Origin of the sequence: Larkinella humicola (assembly GCF_008727875.1) — a bacterium.
Classification (GTDB): domain Bacteria; phylum Bacteroidota; class Bacteroidia; order Cytophagales; family Spirosomataceae; genus Larkinella; species Larkinella humicola.
The window spans coordinates 248,992-268,067 of the sequence record NZ_VTWS01000008.1 but is presented as its reverse complement, the minus strand read 5'-3'; the positions used below and the strand labels follow the sequence as shown (position 1 = coordinate 268,067).

The following is a 19,076-nucleotide window of genomic DNA, read 5'->3' as shown; positions in this document are numbered from 1 at the left end:
GATCACTTTTTAATCTACCTAAACTTATTTTCCTAAAAAACGCGTGATGGAGTCCTGTTCGGTTAAAATGGACAGTTCGACTTCATACTGGCGGCTTTCGCCCGGTGCCAGAAAGATGAGTTCGTTCAACTCCCGGGCTTTGGCCTGTCCCATGGGCGTGTGGGTTCCCGGTTCGATGCCCGTTACGTATTCACCCGCGCCCCAGTGTTGCCAGTTGGTCAGCCAGGGCAATTGCGCCTTCTGAAACCGCATCGACAGGGCAAAACCGAGTTGGGCGTTGTAGAGCCCGGTGGTACACCAGCCATCGGCGTCCGGCGTAGGGTCGATGAGGGCGACTTCCTCACCAAAACCGCTGTGGTCGTCCAGTGGGGCCGGGCATTTTTTGAAGTCGTTGCCTTCTACGAAAATTTTGTATTCCTGATCCGGGTGGCGGGGTTGCCACGACCCCTGCCACACTAGTTCCGTACCTTCATCGACCAGCGGCCAGCCGAAATTGAAATGGTACAGCAGCATGTGCGGGGCCGGGGTGTTAGCCCGGTTGATCACTTCGTCGTGAATCCGGATTGTCGGCTGGCCGAGCGTTCCCGAAATCGTGCGCCGGAGTTCGAGGCTGGGGCCGAAAACCCGCGTTTGCCGAATGATGCCCGTAATGCTCATGTCCAGCTTCCCCAGGGCGGGGTCGGGCTGAATGATGGAAACGATTTCGGCGGGAATGTTGCTGATTTCACCATGCAGACCGCGTTCGCCGTAGGCATCCGATTCGGGGCCACCCACGTGCGTGAGGCCGCAGGTGGTGAGCAAGCCGCCGTTGAACGTGCGGAGCCAGTCGATGCCTTTGTCCGAAAACGGTTGCGGGGGGGTGATCCCGGAATGACTCAGCCAGGCCAGACCGTGCTGGTTGTAAAACGCGTCGGCGATGTCCATTGCCCGGTCGATCACCACTTTGTAACGGAGTCCGGTGCCAGTATTGATCCAGGCAACTCGGGTGCCTCGTCCGGCGCCGTTGTCAAGCACGGCGGTTTCGATGCCTCCCCATTGGGCCGGATGAGAAAGTTTTTTATGCCAGTTTGGTGATGTCAAAACTACGTATCGTTTACGATTTACGGTATTCAGTTTACAGTGGGCTGACGCATGCTTTTCGCTCGTGTCAGTCCCGGCGGGGAACCGCACCGTAAACCGAATACCGTAAACCGGATACCAATTATTTACAACTGCTTCAGCATTAGGTTGCGGTATTGCACCTTCATGGGCGGTCCGACGTGTACCTGAACACCCAAGAGGCCTTTAGCGGCTCCGTTGACAGTATCTTCGTCCGTCACTTCACTCATCAGAATCCCGTTGATGTAATGCTGCAGTTTATTTCCTTTCACGATCAGGTGGAACGTGTTCCAGTCTTCCTTCTTAATAAAAGCCTTTAAGGAGTCAGAACTACCCAGTGAACCGGTTACGGTCAGGCCATTCCAGGCATTTTTGCTGACGTTGGACCGAATTCCTTCCGGCGTTGCGGGGCCGGTGTAGGGCTTGATGGTGGTTTTCTGACCGCGATACGCCAGCGTTGTCCGTTTGCGTTCTTCGTAATTCTGGCCGGTGTAGCGGCTGGCACCGTCGATGTCGGCCTGATACCCCCGCAGGGCAAACGGAATGTCGGTTAGTTGCTCACTGCGGTAATTGATGCCGGAGTTGCCGCTTTCGGTGATGTTGAATTCGCCTTTCAGTTCAAAGTCGGCCGGTTGACCGCCTTTCCAGATGATGAATGAGTTGGTTTTCAGGAGGGTGGTTGGCGTGATTTCCCCCACCAGATTGCCGTTTTCGGCTTTCCAGTAAACCGGATCGCCATCCCAGCCCTTCAGGGATTTTCCGTCGAATATTTTTACGAAACCCTCTTTCTTTTCTTTCTTCGTTTGCCCTACGCAGCCGGTGGTCAAACCGCCGGTTAGGACGGCCACCAGGAGAAATCCAACTGGAAGGAAGCTATACTTTGCTTTTTTCAACATCGCATTTTTAATTTTTACACTTGAACAACGAATGCCCCATTCTCCTGAAAGAGACTTGGATACAGATAAATCCGGATGCAGAAGTCCCCTTTAGGGGAACGGGGCAATTATTTACTTATCTCCTTTTGTGGCTCCGGTTCCGCCTTTGTAGACGGGGTTTTCGGGATTGCCACCGGCTTTCAGATACGCCATCAAGTCTTTCAGTTCCTCGGGGTTCAAACTGTTGATCAGACCCGGTAACATGACCGATTCGGTGGAATACTTGGTGGAGGTAACGTCTTTCTTCGGAATTTTCCGGGTTTGATCCGGTGCAAACGGGTTCTGCGAGATGGTGTAATTCACCTTGTCTTCCGAAAGCTGCCGACCCAATACCGACTGTCCGTTTTTCAGGTAATAGATCGTGGATGCATACTGATCGGAAACCGCTTTATTCGGGTTGATGATCGCTTCCAGCATGTCCTTGTTCGAAAACCGGGTGCCGAGTTGCGTCAGATCCGGGCCGATGTCACCCCCTGCCCCCTGGATGGAATGGCAACGGCTGCACAGAATAGCACCATAGATTTTTTTGCCTTCTTCGAAATTCCGTCCCGTCAATTCCGTCCCAACAGCCGCAACGGCGTCGTCGAGCTGCCAGCGCCGACCCGGTCCTTTCGGAGCGTAGCCCATTGCCAGATCATTTCCGTTTGTCGTTAGCAAATCTGCTCCCGACATTTTGTTGTATTTGTCGAACTGATCTTTGGGAACATGTGCCAGCGCCAGTTTCCGGGCCCGGTCGATAAAGCCTACGTAGCTGCGACCGCCCTGGTATTTGAAGGCATTGCCAAACCACGTGAAATACTTGTTCCGCAGTTCAGGAGTCCAGCCGGTTTCCTGGCGGCTCAACATGACAGCATAATAGGTCTGTTGCAACGGTGGTACTTTTTCCAGCATTTTGGCAATATCCAATCCGTATTGGGGGTTGCGCAGAATGAGGTCCGAAGAGGCCGTCGCCGGGGTCAGATTGAGGTCGGCCATACCCGGCTCGTCTTTTTTGTCCATCAACGCCAGGGTTTTGGCAACTACGCCCGGTGCTTCCAGGTAAATTAATACCTTACTCAAACCCCGGTTCATCAAAGCGGTTTTGGCCGGATAATGAGGATTCAGATACGCAATGACTTTGGCCTTGTCGGCATCGGCCGGCGCACCCATCCGCAGGAAAATCAATTCAAATGCCCGCAGAACGTCAAATTGTTGCGACTCCGGAAGTTGAGCGAAGTTAATTTTCAACAAGGTATTGATGGCTCCGCTTTTGGCGGATTCACTGCCTTGCCGCGCCAGAGCAACAATGGCCTGCGTGGCCCGTTGCGGGTTGGTTTCGCTGAGGGCTTTTTCCTGCCATTGGGCTACGGGCTGGTGTTCAACCGCAATCCGGGCAGCATAGCGAACAAACCGGTCCGGGTGGCTCAGGTGGGGCCAGGCGGCTGCCAGTGCTGCCGGGTTGGGTTCCAGGTGGTATTGTTCCAGACTGGTCCGGAGCTTATGCTCCGCCGTAACGGTTGGTGTCAGCGGGGTGGTCGAAGTGGATTCAGAACCGTTGTAATAAACCCGGTACAGATCGGACTCCAGCCGGCGACCGCCCACCAGAAAATACATGGCACCATCGGGGCCAATCGAGCCATCCGTGAGTGGAAGTGGCGAGCCCGAGATAAATTCTTCCCGCTCGCCCTCGTAGGTTGCACCTTTCGGTTTCAGGTGGATGGAATAGATGATCCCGAAACTCCAGTCAAACGCATACAGGGACTGGCGGTATTTTTGGGGAAACTTCGCATTCGCTCCGTAGAACACGTTGGTCGGCGAACCCTGACCAATGTTCAGCAAGGGCGGTAAGTTGTCCGGATTGCCGGGTAACCATTTGCTGTTCCCGGTGCGCCAGCCAAATTCGGCCCCACTGGGAACGTGGCAAATCCGGGTCGGGCGATACCAGGGCGTGCCAAAATCCCACTCCATGTCCGAATCGTAGGTGAACATATCACCGTTTTCGTTAAATGCCACATCAAACTCGTTCCGGAAACCGGCGCCGAGCAGTTCCCAGCGCTTGCCTTCGGGGTCGGTTGTGGCAACCCAGCCGCCGGGGGCCATCCGGTCGTTGGCGTGGCCGCGTGGGTCCTTGATGAGCGGAAACAGGTTGTCCTCCTTCCAGTTGGAAGGAAGCCGATACGCATCCATCGGGGGGACGTCGGTGTGGTTACCTGCCACCACAATCAGTGATTTTTTATCGGGTGACAACACGATGCTGTGCGGACCGTGTTCGCCTTCCCCTTTCAATTCTCTCAGCAAGGTTACCTTGTCGAATTGATCGTCGTTGTCGGTATCCTGCAGGCGGTATAAACCGCTGGATTTGGGAAAACGGGGGTTTGACCGGTTGTTGACCATGACATAGAGGCTATTGAACGCATACAGCAACCCCTGAGCATAACCCATTCCTAATGTATCCTTGCTAACGCTGAGCTTTTCGACGGTTGGTTTGGTTGAACCGGAACCGATTGCCGGAATTTTGAGCCGGAAAAGTCCACCATATTGATCGGAAGTGATCATACGCCCTTTGTCGTCGAATGTCATCGAAACCCAGGAACCCTGGTTATTTTCGGAAGGGCTGTACAAATGTTCTGCCTTGAAACCGGGCAGTAGTTTTAGTTTGTCGACCTTCGGACTTTCGGCCCCCTGCCGGTTCGTTTCCGGGTAGTTTAAACCGACCCACGAAACGCCCACTAGAGCAAGTGCCGAGACCGATAGAATTAACTTGACCGATCTGTACGTAGAAAACATAAGTAATTAGGGTTTATACAGTAAAAAATGCTTGTCGACCCGGACGTCGGGCAAAGCCGTTGAGTAGGGTGTCAGTTCTGCGAGATGGTTCAATTCTATACGATACTGCTGACTGGATAAAATGGGCCTTGCGGCTCCGGGTTAGTTGGGTTTGGCGTTGAACGTATTCCCGGCGGCTAAACCGTGGTATAATAAGGTAAAAGAAAAGCCTTCTTACTGATTGAATAAAAAAGAAAGCACACTGAAAACTCGGGTCATGGGTAAATTGAACCATCCGACCGGTTTCAGCGACGAAACCGGTCGGATAAGGAACCTTAAAAATTGGGCGTCAACGCCGATTCAACTGCCGGCAGACCGTAATAATCATCCAAAACCGTGAAGGCATTTGGAGGAGGAACGGCTCCTTTCGGGAAATAATAATCCTGCGGATTGGCTTTCACCCGCGCACCGTATGCGCCGATGATCTCTTTCACCCGCCCCGTCCGGGTCAGGTCGAACCACCGTTTGTTTTCGAAGGCCAATTCAACGCGTCTCTCCTTGAAAATGGCTTCCCGCATGGCGGTTTGCGAATTGGCGGTTGTTGCCGCCAGCCCCGCCCGGGTGCGCACCTGATTGAGGTAAACGGCCGCATCGGCGGTTTTGGCTTGTTCGTTCAGGGCTTCGGCCATGAACAGCAGCACTTCTGCGTAGCGATACACCGGCCAGTTCTGACCCGTATTGTTGTGCAGCGAGTGGGTCCGGGCGTATTTCTTGATATATGGATACGTTTTGTTCTCCCGCAAACTCTGGCTCAACGTTACGTAGCCGATGGAGATGTCTTTCCGTTTGTCACCCACTTCATAAGCCGCAATCAGATCCGGGGTCGGAATGTTATTGCTTTCCTGAGACGTCGGCTGTGCGTTCGAGGTGCCGGTGATGGGCCGAATCTCATCGGCTGTGATGGGGGAGGGGATAAACCGGTAAATCTGGTTGCCGTTATAACCCGCCGATCCTTCCATATACTGGACTTCAAAAACCGATTCCGCGTTGTTTTTGTTGGTCGCCGTAAACGCAAAGGCGTTGTTGTAATCCGGCATCAGCGAATACCCGTCGTTGGTAATCACGTCTTTCAGCAATGCTTCAGCCTGGGCCCATTTTTTCTGGGTAATGTAGAGGTTGGCCAACAGCGTTTTGGCCGCTCCCGACGTGGCCCGTCCTGCTTCCTGTTTAGCCTTGTTGAGCAACAGTTTGCTGGCTTCCGTGGCATCTTTCTCAACCTGCGCGTAGAGCTGATCAGTGGTTGCCAGCGGCAACGCGGCATCCTCACGACCCGTAACCGGGGTCAGGTGCAGGGGCACTTTGCCGAACAAACGAACCAGATCAAAGTAGGCAAAGGCCCGGAGGAAATACGCCTGGCCTTTCAGGTTGTTCTTGGACTCGGCCGCGAAATTCACCGCGTCGATCGTGGTCAGGATCTGGTTGGTCCGGGCAATGATCTGATAGTTCAGACGGTATTGCACCAGAACGTTGTCATTGGCCGTCACCCCGTTGGCCGTCGGAACGGCAAAGTCGGCTACGTTTTCCGTCGGATCGACCGCCCCGTACAGTGTATTACGGCCGTAGTAGGTATTGTCGGAGTGCATTTCTTCCAGAACCCACGCCCGTTCGTTGAACATCTGGCGGAGGGGTACGTAGGCGCCGTTTACGGCCTGCTGGAAGTCGGCTTCTTTGATGAAAAAGGTGGCCGAACTCAGAGCGGTTTCGGGCACTACGCTTAAAAAATCTCCTTTGCAACCCGCCAGAGCAATCGCTAAAAGCCAGGCTGCTATATGGTTTGTTTTCATTCTGATCAACATTAAATGAGTTTAATTCCCTTCGTTCTGGCTTAGAAATTCAGATTGACACCGAGTGTATAGGTACGTGGAACCGGGTAGTTGGAGAAGTCAACTCCCTGGCTCAAGTTACCACCGTCGCCGTTTCCGTCGCCCTGGGCGCTGGTTTCGGGGTTCGGTCCACCCGTATACTTCGTGAATACATACACCTGCTGAACCGAAGCATAGAGACGGGCCGACTTGAAGAATTTGTTGACCGCGCCAATGTTGTAGCCGAGGGTAATGTTTTTGATCGTGAAAAACGAAGCATCCGCCAGGAATTGCGTGCTGTTCCAGTCGCGCTCGATACCGGTGAAGTTTCCTCCGTTATTGGTGGCGCCAAACTGACCGTTCCCCTGCGTAATGACCGTGGTTGCCTTGTTGGTAATGGGGTCGTTCTTTACCCGGAAGCGGTCTTTAACCCCCGCTACCATGTTGAAAACGCCGTCCAGGTTGGCCGTACTGTAGAGGTGACGAACCCAGAGCTGGTTGCCATACGAACCGGAACCGACGATGGAGAAATCCCAGTTGCCGTAGGTCAGGTTGTTCGTGATCCCGTAGGTGAATTTCGGAAATGGCGTACCGATGATGGTCCGGTCATCCGCATCACCGCCGTAGGTAATGACGCCATCGCCGTTCACATCCCGCATTTTAATGGTACCGATTGCCGAGCGGCCCGGAATGATGGGGGAGTTGGCGAGTTCTTCTGCACTCGTGTAATACCCCAGTTTTTCCAGTCCATAAAACTGACCGAAGGGCTGCCCTACCTGTGTGATGTGGAAGCTACCGTAGACCCGGTCGATGCCCGGAGCCAGTTCTACCACCTTGTTGCGGTTGAACGAGATGTTGGCGTTGGTCGTCCATTTCAGTTTTCCTTCCGTGTTCCGGGTGGTCAACGCAAATTCATGGCCCCAGAATTTAATCTCGCCAATGTTGTCGTTGAAGTTGCCGAAACCGGCTTCCTGCGGAATTTGAACGGCATACAACAAGTTGGTTGTCCGTTTCGTGTAGTAATCGTACGTAAACTGAACCCGGTCGTTGAACAGACCCAAGTCTAAGCCCAAATCGAATTGTTTGGTTGTTTCCCAGCCTAAGTTATTGTTTGCCAGGGATGTAACAACAGCACCCGTGGCAACGGTACTTCCAAAAACCGCATTGGTGGTGTTGTTCACCAGCGCATACTGGGTGTAGTTACCGATGTTGTTGTTACCGATTACCCCGTAGCTGGCCCGCAGTTTGGCAAAGGACACCTGTGGTGTACTTTTCAGGAAATCTTCGTCCGAGATAACCCAGCCCGCCGAAACGGATGGGAACGTACCCCAGCGGTTGGCGGTCCCAAACCGGGAAGAACCATCGCTCCGAATAGCTGCCGTAAACAGGTATTTCCCTTTAAAATTATACGACAGGCGCGACAGATAAGAAGTCAGTGTCCATTCGTTCACCCCATTGATCGTTCCGCCCCGGTTGATGTTGAGGGCACCCTGAATCGTTGGTAGCCGGTCGTCGGCGTAGGTGTCGGCCTGAACCCGTGAGAACTCCTGGCGATACCGCTGGTTGGTAAAACCGCCCAGCAACTCAAAGCTGTGATCGCCAAAATTCCGGGAGTAAGTCGCCGTATTTTCGTTCAGCCAGCCTACGTTTTCCAGACTCTGCCGGATCGAAACGGCGGTGGTCGGAATCGGAACGTTGATGGCGCTGGTGGCCGTCGACGGGTTGAAGAAGAAAAACTTGTTGTTTTCAAATTCGACGTTGATGGTCGATTTGAGGTTCAGGCCTTTGATCGGACTATACTGAATATACGCATTGCTCAGCAGCTTGGTCTGTTTGGTTTCGTTGACCAGTTCTTCCGCAGCGCGTACCCAGTTCGGGTAGGCAAAAATGTTACCCGTGCTGCCCGGAAACTGATTGAATTTGGTCAGATCGCCGTTGGCATCGTAAATCGGCATCACCGGCCAGGTATGCAGGGCGTTGAACAGAATACCGGTTCCGCGGTCGCCGTCGGTTCGGGGCGTGTTGTCGAACACATACTGCGGGGCCACGTTGAAGCCCACCCGGACTTTTTCGGAGATGTCATAATCCGTATTCATCCGGAGTGAATACCGCTGGTACTTGTTGTTGAGCACCACACCCTCCTGGTTGAAAATACCGCCAACGATGGACGTTCTGGATTTTTCCGTGTTGGCCGAAATGCTCAGGTTGTAGCTTTGAATGGGGGCTTTCCGCAGCAAGGCACCATACCAGTCGTTGTCCTTTCCTTCGTATTGCGACGGATTCTGAAATTCGGTCGGAACCGCCTGGTTCTGGTCTTCGTAGAATTCCTTCTTAAACTGCGCAAATTCAACGGCATTCAGCATTTTTACCCGGCCTTTTTCCGGTACCTGCTGCATCCCATAAAAAGCACTGAAACTCACGTTGGTCTGCCCGGCTTTTCCGCGTTTGGTCGTGATCAGCACCACGCCGTTGGCGGCCCGGGACCCATACAGGGACGTAGACGACGCATCCTTCAATACCGTAATGTCTTCGATTTCATCCGGGTTGATGGCGCCAATGCTACCGGTAATCGGGAAACCGTCGACGACATACAGCGGGTCACTACCGGCCGAAACCGACAATTGCCCCCGAATCCGAACCGACATCCCCTGTCCGGGTTTACCGGTGGTCTGGTTGATTTGTACCCCGGCCAGACGACCCTGCAATTTTTGAGTGACCTGCGAAACCGGGATGTCTTTCAGTTCTTTGGCCGAAACCGTCTGAACAGCACCGGTTACTTCTTTTTTCAACTGACTACCATACCCCACGACGACGACTTCCGACAGTGTCTGATCGTCCGGAACCAGTTTAATGGTCAGGCTGGTCTGGCTTCCTACGGTGATTTCCTGTTTCAGATACCCCACCGAACTGAATACCAGAACGGCTCTTTCGCCCGGTACGGAGATTCTGAATCGGCCTTCCGCGTCGGTGGTCGTTCCGGAGCTGGAACCCTTTACCACAACGTTGACACCCGGTAAACCGGTGCCGGCTTCATCGGTTACCTTGCCGGTAACATCAGCCACGAGAACAGCCCGGTTTAACGTTGCCCTGTTTTCCAGGCCATTTTTATTCCCGTCGGTATTGGCCCACGCGGGAGTGGTGAATAAGCTTGCGAACAGGCACGGTACCAGGAGCTGTTTTGCATAGCGTTGGGAGTTGCCCAATGAGGTAATGCGTTTTTTCATAATAGAGATGTTGGAAGGTTTAGGGATCTTGAAGTCCCAGGGTTCAAAAAAGATGCTCTCGTCAAGCATCGATCCGGTCGCTGAAACCATGACGACTCAGCATCATAGGTTTTTCTAACGGGTTTTGATTAACACATGGTGATAAGTGGTTAAATGTACATTTCAGGTTACAGGGATGGTCTTGCTTCGGATTAATAAATCACGTGGAAAAATCACTATGATCCAATTAATTGAATGAGCAAATTGCAAGTATTTATAAAATTAGTTCAATTAACAAAAAGGCAAGTCAATGACTATCCTTTACTCTACTGTTTTGAGTAAAAAAGCCTGTTTTTTTAGCTGGGGGGATTTTTTGTCCTGCTCCCAACGCGTTGGGAGCAGGACAAACGAATGGTGTGAATCAGGCTAGTAATTCCATAACGGCTTTCCCTTTTCCGTCAGGCGTTGTGTAGAAAGGCCGTTTTTCAATTTCATACTGGGTATCCGGTGAGATGCCCAATGCGTGGTAAATAGTCTGGTGGATACCGTCAATTTTGACCGGGTTCTCAATGCTTTTGCAGGGCCGTTCATCGGCGGTTTTTCCATACGCAAACCCCCGCTTGATGCCCCCGCCAAACATGAGCACGGAAGCTCCGTCGGTAAAGTGGCGGTGCATCCCGTAGAATTTCATGTCGGAGAGAATGTCCGGCTGATTTACTTGTTCCTTCACTTTTTCGCCGGGGCGGCCTTCTACCATCATGTCGCGGCTGAACTCGCTGGCCAGAATCACCATCGTCCGGTCCAGATGCCCGGTTTTATCCAGATCCTTGATGAGTTGGGCAATAGGCCCATCGATCATTTTCTTCATATCGACCATCCGGGTGTGGCCGTTTTCGTGCGTGTCGAACCCTTTAAAGGGTTCGTATTCGGTCGTTACACTGATGAACCGGGCACCTTGTTCCGTCAGCCGACGTGCCAGCAGACACCCCAGCCCAAACTTGCCGGTATTGTAAATGTCATAACTTTCTTTCGGCTCGGTGCTCAGGTCGAACGCCTTGGCTTCCGGTGAATTCAGGAGCATATAGGCCTGTTCCATCGACCGCTTGAGCGATTCTTTCTGGTAATCACTACCAAATTCACCAATCGGACTGTTGCTCACCAGATCGTTGTAGAGCTGGTTGCGACGCTCGAACCGGCTGGCGTTCATGCCCACCGGTGGCCGGACGCTTTCCAGCCCCTGGCTGGGGTCAGGAATGAAGAAGGGGCCAAATTCATTGCCCAGAAAACCGGCGGTATGAAATGCCTTCAGTTCTTCCGCTTCGCCCACCGTAAACCGCTGGCCGATGTCGATGAAGGCCGGAATCACCGGGTTTTTGGGCCCCAGCTCTTTGGCAATCCAGGAGCCGATGTGCGGAGCCGCCACGGTTTGGGGCGGTTCGTAGCAGGTGTGCCAGTGGTACTGGTGACGCGAGTGCAGAATATGTCCCAGGTCGGCCGAGACATACGAGCGAATCAGCGTCCCTTTGTCCATGACGTTGCCGATGGACTGGAGACCTTCCGAAAAATGAATGCCGTCCAAAACCGTAGGAACCGATTTGAACGTACTCAGCACCCGGTTGCCCTCCATATCTTTTTCGTAAGGCGTATACCGCTTCGGATCAAACGTTTCGGTATGGGCCATGCCGCCAGCCATCCAAAGCAGAATAACCGTGTCGGCGGTTCCGTCGGTTTGGCCGATTTTCTTGGTTTTACAGCCTGACAGGAGGCTTGCCATGGGAGCCCCTGCCGCCAACGCGGCCATCGTAGCGGCACTGGCGCGTTGCAGAAATTCCCGTCTGTTCCAACTGTTCTTCATGGTGTTCTATTTTAAAACCTGTTAGGTCTCCAAGACCTAACAGGTTTCGTGATTTTTAATTGATCAACTGAAATTCAGGGTGTAAGCTAATGGCCCAGACCAGATCCTGGATGCCTTCGATACTGGGGGTTTTGCCGACAATTTTCTCGGCAACGGCCAACTCCTTCGGTTGTGGTTCACGTCCCAGAGCGTTTCGATAGAGTTCTTTCACGATCAGGTCCGACGAAGGATATTTGGCTTTCCAGATCTGCGCGCCTTTTTTCAGGGCGTCGTTGAACTTGGCCCCGTTGGTCAGCTCCAATGCCTGCAACAAATTGGCCTGCGAGGTCCGGCTGGTGCTGACGGTTTCGCGGTTGGGTCGTCCCAAAGCGGTCAGGAAGGGGTCGTTTTTCACCAGAGACGCCCGCGGGAAGGGAATTTCCTGTTTGATGGTTTCCGGTAAAAGCTTGGTAGCCAGCGAAGAATCCCCGTAAACCGGGTTAAAGGCAATGCTGACGGCGTCGGCAAACTGCTCGGCCGAAAGCCGACGGCGCACCATGCCTTCGAACACGAAGGTCGGCGCTGTGAGCAGAGCCGGATCTTTCACGCTGATGGATGGCAACTGGTAGGTTTTCGAGGTCAGAATGGTGGTCATCAATCGCTTGATGTCGTAACCGTTGGCTGCAAAATCAGACGCCAGCCAGTCCAGCAAATCCTGACTCCACGGTTCATTGTCCATCATATCGACCGGTTCGACCAGACCGCGGCCCATCAACTGCGCCCAAATCCGGTTCACGAGCGTCCGGTAGAGTCGGCCATCTTTCGGCTGCACCATAAACTCGGCCAGTTCGCGGAGCCGCTGCTCGGTGGGGGCTTTCCCGTTGATGGTCCCCAGCTCTTTGAACAGAATACCCGTGCTGGCCATTTTGCCCGTCGGCTTGTCGCAACGGTGAATTTCCAGGGTGGTGTCGGAAAACACATTGGCGAAAGCGTAGGCGTCGGCCAGTTTCCAGTCGCTGATGAAGCTGTCGTGGCACGAAGCGCACTTCAGATTCAGTCCCAGCAGCACCTGCGACACGTTCTGAGCCGCCTGCATTTCGGTGCTCTGGCTCGAGTTGATCGTTCCGCGCCATTTGATGCCTTTGATAAAGCCCGCCGATTCTTCCGTCGGGCTGATCAGCTCGCGCACAAACTGGTTGTACGGTTTATTCGTTTTGAGGGAACTATAGAGCCACTTCGTAATGTCGAAGCGTCCTTTGGTGATGTAACCGGTTCCGGAATAGTCATTGCGCAGCGCATCATTCCAGAACGTGATCCAGTGCTGGGCGTAATCTTCGTTGCGGTTCAGCAGTTCGGTCACCAGAATTTCCCGCTTGTTCGGGCGGGTATCCGCCGTAAACGAGGCAATTTTATCGGGCGTCGGCAGCAAACCAACCACGTCCAGATACACCCGGCGCAGGTAGGTTCGGTCGTCGACGACGGTTTTCCAGGCCACTTTGTTCTTCTGGAAGTAAACGTTGACAAACCGGTCGACCGGGTTGATCAGATCGCCGGTAGCGGCCGGAATTGCGGGCATCCGGGGTTCCAGAGCGGCCACGCGGTAAATGCTTTTTTCGGCACCGCTGGGCCAGGGGGCGCCTTGTTTGATCCAGAATTCGAGGATTGCTATTTCTTTGTCCGTCAGTCGCTTGCCTTTGGTTGGCATGGCGTCGTCGTGGCCAGCCGGCAGTTTCACCCGCCGGATCATGTCGCTGTCTTCGGGGTGACCGGCTTTCAGAATGACGCCGTTTTCGCCCCCTTTGAAGAGCAATTCTTTCTTATCCAGCCGCAGCTCTCCTTTGGTTTTGGTGGCACTGTGGCAACTGTAGCAATTGTGAGCGAGAATCGACCGGACTTCCAGGTTCAGGTCCTCGATCTGTTTGTCGGTAAGCGGTTGAGTGGTATTGCTGATGAAGGCCAGATTCGGGTCGGTGGTCGAAGGGGCTTTCGCATCTTTACCGAAAGGCAGAACGCTGGTCAAATAGTCTTCGCCGTGGGTCAGTAAGGCCCCATAATGGCCGGCGATGCTGACGCCAAAAACCGTCAGAAACAACAGACTCCGGTACAGCGCCAGACGGCCCGAACGGAGCGCAAATCCGGTCACAATGGCCAGGGCCATGGTGGTAAGTCCCGACCACTGGTGAATGGTGACGGTGTCTCCGCCGTATTCTTCCTGATTAATTAAAATGAGCCCCAGGACCGCGGCTACTACCGAACTGATGGCACCGATCCAGACCAGGGCCGTAATACCGGCGCGCATATCGTTGGATTTGCGGGACCAGCCAATGATTTCCAACAACAGGGCCACGCAGAGCAAACCGACCGGAAAGTGGACGATCAACGGATGCAGACGACCCAGAAACTGCCAAAGCCAAAAGGATTCTGTCAAAATGGTCACTTTGTAATAGGGATTAGTTGACGGGTTTATAGGAAATGCACCTCACTGCATGGATCAATCCTAATTTAACATTAATCCATCCAATAAGGTGCATTTTTTACGATTAACTATCCTGCACTTTCCTTTAGTAGCCGGGATTTTGGGTCAATTTGCTGCTAATCAGAATTTGTGGAGCCGGAATCGGAAGGTAATATTCGTTGTCCGTATACACATAATCCAGCGCGTTGAAGGCAATACCACCCCGGTCGACGGTCGGTTTTGCTTTTTCTTTCGCGCCATAGGCGTTCATGAAAGCGGTTAATTCGGCCGGGGTTTTCGTTCTCCGCAAATCAAACCAGCGGTGATTTTCAAACGCCAGTTCCACCCGGCGTTCTTTCATGATCGCGTCACGGAGTGCAACCTTATCCAGACCGGTTTTGGCCGCCAGACCCGCCCGCTTGCGCACCTGGTTCAGGTAATCGAACGCTTCCGCCGATGGACCGGTGGCTTCGTTGATTGACTCTGCCAGCATCAGCAGCACGTCGGCATACCGCAACACCGGCCAGTTGTTGTCCGTCCGGCCCGTAATCGTGTGGGGGTAAGTGAACTTAATGATGTATGGGATTGGGACCACAGTGCCATTCAAGGTATAGCTGGTTTTCAGCGAAACATCTTTGCGCAAGTCGCCGGTTTCATAGGCCGCAATCATGTCGTTGGTCGGAATGTTCCGGCCACTCGGCGTGGTGTTGGCAAAACCGGTCACGGCACCGGCCGACAGCCGGGGGGCAAACAGGTACGCGAAGTTACTTTGCTCGCCAAGGTCATTGCCGCCCTGATACTGAATCTCAAAGATGGATTCGGGGCCATTTTTCTTCGCCGGGTTGAAATTGTCGGCATAAAGCGGGTTCAAAGTGTACCCGGTGACCTGCTTCAGGGTAGTAACGGCATCGGCGTATTTCTTCTGCGTCAGATACGATTTGCCCAGCAGGCTCAGGGCGGCCCCTTTAGTCACCCGTCCCAACTGGTTTGCCGGGTACGTAGCTGGTAGCAGCGCAACGGCTTCTTTCAGATCTTTTTCAACCTGTGCCCAGACTTCAGCCTGCGGAGAACGGGTGAGATCAAAAGCGGGATCCGGATTGGCCAGCGTCTTCGTAACCAGCACAACATCACCAAAATACTGAACCATATTGAAGTAACCGTAGGCCCGAATGAACTTCAACTGGCCTTCAATTGGACCTTTTACGGCTGCATCGACCGTGCTCCCCTCCATTTTTTCCAGCGCATAGTTGATGTTGTACATCATGGAATAATACTGGTTCCAGACGTTCGCAATTTCACCATTTCCCTGGTTAACGGTCGAAAACTCAAAAGCCTCCCAGCCAGCCGCTCCCCCGCGGTCGAGCGGGTTGAAATCGAGGGTCGTATTGTCCGACGGAAACTCCTGAAAAATGTAGGCCGAGCCGGTAATGGTCTGTAGCTGACCATATACGCCATTCAGTGCCTGCAGCAACTGGGTTTCATTCTTGTAAAAAAGGTCCGTACCAATCCGGGTCGGGTCGGTGGTGACCAGCATATCATCTTTGCACGAAAACTGGGCAAGACAAAAAAGCAGCGTACCTATAGCGGTTATTTTTTTCATGTCTGTGTCAATTAGAAGTTTACTTTGAGACCAGCAGCGAATGTTCTGGGAATCGGATACGACTCGTCGTCGTTGTTCAGTTCGGTGCCACCGCGTACGCCCGCTTCCGGGTTGTTACCGGGGTATTTCGTGAACAGGAACAGGTTGTTGGTGGTCACAAAAATCCGCGCGTCGCTCAGAATGGATTTCACTTTAGGAAGTGTATAGCCCAGCGTGATGGATTTCAGCCAGACATAACTGCCGTCGTAAACATACCGTTCGCTGCTTTCCCGCGACCATTTGAAGTAGCTGGTGCCGCCCTGTGAGTTTTTCGCGTTTGGATTGGAACCCGGATTTTCGGGTGACCGCCAGCGATCTTTCGCTTTGTCCAATACGTTAAATACACCATCCATGTTCATCGTTGAAGCCTCGATGTTCCGGTAGACGTCAAAATCGTGCGCACCCACAAACAGAATGTTCAGGTCGAAGCGTTTGTAGTCGGCGGCCACGGTCCAGGCCCAGGTGAACGCCGGATTCGGATTGCCAATTTCCACCATATCCTGCGTATCGTAGGAAATAACACCATCGCCCGTGGCGTCGAAGAATTTCATCGCGCCCGGAATGGCACCGTCCTGCTTCGGAGCGGCATCGATTTCAGCCTGGGTGTTGAAAATGCCTAACTTCCGGTAGCCATAGATCATCCCGATGGGCCGTCCCACTTTCTGAACGTTGTAACCGCCGTAGAAACCACCATACCAGAGCATGTCGTTCGCGCCTTTGATCGCCAGAATCTTGCTGCGGTTGAACGTAATGTTGGCATTGGTGCGGAAATTGATTTGCCCGATGTTGGTCCGGAAATCACCACCGATTTCAACTCCTTTGTTCTGTACTTTCCCGATGTTGGCCAAGCTGGTGGTAAAACCGGATACGGCCGGAATCGAAATAGGCAACAGCATGTCGTTGGTAATCTTTTTGTAGTATTCGAGGTTAAACGTCAGCTTGTTGTTGAACAGAGCCAGATCCATCCCGATGTCCAACTGATTCGATTTCTCCCATTTCAGCTCGGAGTTGGCGAACGAACTGACCACTTTCCCGGCGGCAAACGCATTGCCCAGGATGTAGTTGTTAGCGCCCACGAAGGCCAGACTGGGGTAGTTACCGATGTCGTTGTTCCCCGTCACCCCAAAGCTCGCCCGGAGTTTCAGGTCGGTCAGCCAGTCGGTTTTGGGCATGAACGACTCTTCCGTCACGCGCCAGCCGATGGAAGCGGCCGGGAAATTTCCGTACTTGTTTTTGGCCCCAAACCGGGAGCTGCCTTCCCGGCGGAACGAAGCCGAAAGCAAGTATTTGTCTTTGTAAGAATAGTTTACGCGGGCCAGTGCTGCCAGGTTAACCCAGCCAAACTCGGAGGAAGTGGCAGATCGGATGGAAGCGGCTCCCAGATACGGAACCAGGTCATCCGGGAAGGTATTACCGGTTCCGGTAAACGCCCGTACGCGCTCCTGCTGAGCCGTGTACCCCACCAAAAAATCAAGGTTATGCTGTTCGCCAATTTTGGGTACATAGGTCAGCAACTGATCCAGCGAGTAGTTGATCAATTCGGCGGTATTGTCGTTTTCGGTGGCAATCCGCGGAGGAGCACCGGCCGTTCCTGTTGCCACCGACGCACCGATGGTCGACGGAATGTACTCTTTGTACGTATTGTTATTCAGTTTAACGTTCGCCGACGTTCTGAATTTGAAATCCTTCAGAAACGTAACTTCGACAAAAGCATTGGTCAACAGGTCGGCAATGCTTCTTCTGCGGAGCGCATTTTTCAACACAAACAGCGGATTCGGGAAGCCGAAAACACCATCGACGCCGTTGCTATACGGTTTTAGACTGCCATCGGGGTTGTAAGGCGTATCGCGCGGGTCCATCAGCAGGGCACCACCCAGCAAGGCACTCCGTCCGTCCGTACTGGCCAGCTTTTGGCGGGTATACGTTCCGTTGATGTTCAAACCAACATTGATGAACTTGTTGACTTGTCCGCCCAGGTTGGACCGCACTGAAATCCGGTCGTAATTCGTTTCTTTAATCACGCCGTTTTCCTTGTAATAACCGACCGACAGCAGCGCTTTGAGCGGCCCCTGACCGGAAGAAATCGTTAAGTTGGCATCGGTGTAGGGCGCACCATTGTTCAGGATCAGGCCGTACCAGTCGGTTGAGTATTTGGTTTGTTCCGGATACCGAAAACCGATGGGAACTTCTTCGAGGGTTGGCTCCCGTTTCTGAATAATCCGGATCTGATCTTCAAAAATTTCCTTTTTGAACTGCGCAAATTCCACGCCGTTCAGCATTTTTACGCGCCGGCTGTTTGGAAGCGACTGAATCCCGTAATCAAGCGAAAAGTTGATGTTCGTTTTTCCTTCTTTAGCATTCTTCGTCGTAATCAAAACCACCCCGTTGGAACCTCTGGCTCCATAAATAGCCGTCGAAGCGGCATCTTTCAGGACGGAAATGCTCTCGATGTCGTTCGGGTTCAGGTTTTGTCCAACGTCGGTTCCGACGGCAAAACCGTCGATGACATACAGCGGATTGCTACCGGCCCCCAACGAACCGACACCCCGAACCCGCACCTCGAAGACACCGCCGGGCGCACCGCTCTTCGATTTTACGACCACACCCGCGGCCCGGCCCTGCAACAACTGGTTCATGTTGTTGGAAGGCTGCTCGCCGATGTCTTTCATGCTGATCACCGAGACGGCGGAGGTAATATCCTGCTTCCGCTGTGAACCGTACCCCACAACAACCACTTCTTCGAGTGCCTTGTTGTCGGTCGCCAGTTGAACATCGACACGGGTCTGGTTGCCAACCGAAATTTCTTTGGACAGGTAGCCGACAAAGGAGAAAATCAGGGTGGCGTTGTTCTCCGGAACATCCAGGCGGTAGCTGCCGTCGGCATTGGTGGACGTTCCTTTGGTGGAGCCCTTCAGCACGACACTGACACCTGGCAATCCTTCGCCTTTTTCATCTTTAACGGTGCCGGTGATGGGCCGGTCGAGGGGGGCATTTTCATTCGCATACAGACCCGTTACGGCCAGCATCAACAGGCACAACAGGAGCGAAGCCCGAATGAAAGTACCCGGTATGGGTATGAATTGTAAGCGTTTTTTCATTGCTTTTTTGTTAAGGAAGTAGAACAATGGGTAATTTTTTGCTGTTTACGAACTAGCTTACAGTCAGAAAGTTCGGTGCTTGATTCAACGGAAAAGAGCAAATCATGGCGGAGCCGATCAGAATCGGTTGGGCCACTTTCGGGGGCATCGGTAGAGGGTCGTACGCATAGGTCTTGGGTTTAGTGAAAAAAAGGAAAAGGTCTTGGA

General features: G+C 53.1%; 9 protein-coding genes. All 9 read right to left on the bottom strand.

What is annotated here, in order from left to right; genetic code table 11:
• Positions 1-24: 24 nt before the first annotated feature.
• The 9 genes from F0P93_RS26480 to F0P93_RS26440 all read right to left on the bottom strand — a co-directional run bounded on the left by F0P93_RS26480 (position 25) and on the right by F0P93_RS26440 (position 18,797).
• Positions 25-1,080 carry an aldose 1-epimerase family protein gene (locus F0P93_RS26480; RefSeq protein WP_150880735.1) on the bottom strand — a complete coding sequence of 352 codons (1,056 nt, stop codon included), beginning with the start codon at positions 1,078-1,080 and terminating at the stop codon, positions 25-27.
• A 125-nt stretch (positions 1,081-1,205) separates the two neighbouring features.
• The gene (locus F0P93_RS26475) at positions 1,206-1,994 is read right to left on the bottom strand and encodes a 3-keto-disaccharide hydrolase (protein ID WP_150880734.1); all 789 of its coding nucleotides are present in this window, start codon (positions 1,992-1,994) and stop codon (positions 1,206-1,208) included.
• 111 nt (positions 1,995-2,105) lie between these two features.
• Positions 2,106-4,799: a c-type cytochrome gene (locus F0P93_RS26470; protein WP_150880733.1), complete on the bottom strand. Its 2,694-nt coding sequence runs from the start codon at positions 4,797-4,799 to the stop codon at positions 2,106-2,108.
• Between the two features lie 314 nt (positions 4,800-5,113).
• On the bottom strand, positions 5,114-6,622 hold the full coding sequence (locus F0P93_RS26465; RefSeq protein WP_150880732.1) for a RagB/SusD family nutrient uptake outer membrane protein: 1,509 nt from the start codon (positions 6,620-6,622) through the stop codon (positions 5,114-5,116).
• 41 nt (positions 6,623-6,663) lie between these two features.
• Complete coding sequence (locus tag F0P93_RS26460; RefSeq protein ID WP_150880731.1) at positions 6,664-9,864, bottom strand: SusC/RagA family TonB-linked outer membrane protein; 3,201 nt, start codon at positions 9,862-9,864, stop codon at positions 6,664-6,666.
• A 400-nt stretch (positions 9,865-10,264) separates the two neighbouring features.
• On the bottom strand, positions 10,265-11,698 hold the full coding sequence (locus F0P93_RS26455; protein ID WP_150880730.1) for a DUF1501 domain-containing protein: 1,434 nt from the start codon (positions 11,696-11,698) through the stop codon (positions 10,265-10,267).
• Positions 11,699-11,753: 55 nt separating this feature from the next.
• Entirely contained in the window at positions 11,754-14,114 is a 2,361-nt protein-coding gene (locus F0P93_RS26450; protein WP_225309652.1) for a DUF1549 domain-containing protein, read from the bottom strand.
• Positions 14,115-14,238: 124 nt separating this feature from the next.
• Positions 14,239-15,732, bottom strand: coding sequence for a RagB/SusD family nutrient uptake outer membrane protein (locus tag F0P93_RS26445; protein WP_150880729.1), 1,494 nt, complete (start codon positions 15,730-15,732; stop codon positions 14,239-14,241).
• 11 nt (positions 15,733-15,743) lie between these two features.
• The gene (locus F0P93_RS26440) at positions 15,744-18,797 is read right to left on the bottom strand and encodes a SusC/RagA family TonB-linked outer membrane protein (protein ID WP_150880835.1); all 3,054 of its coding nucleotides are present in this window, start codon (positions 18,795-18,797) and stop codon (positions 15,744-15,746) included.
• Between the last annotated feature and the right edge of the window lie 279 nt (positions 18,798-19,076).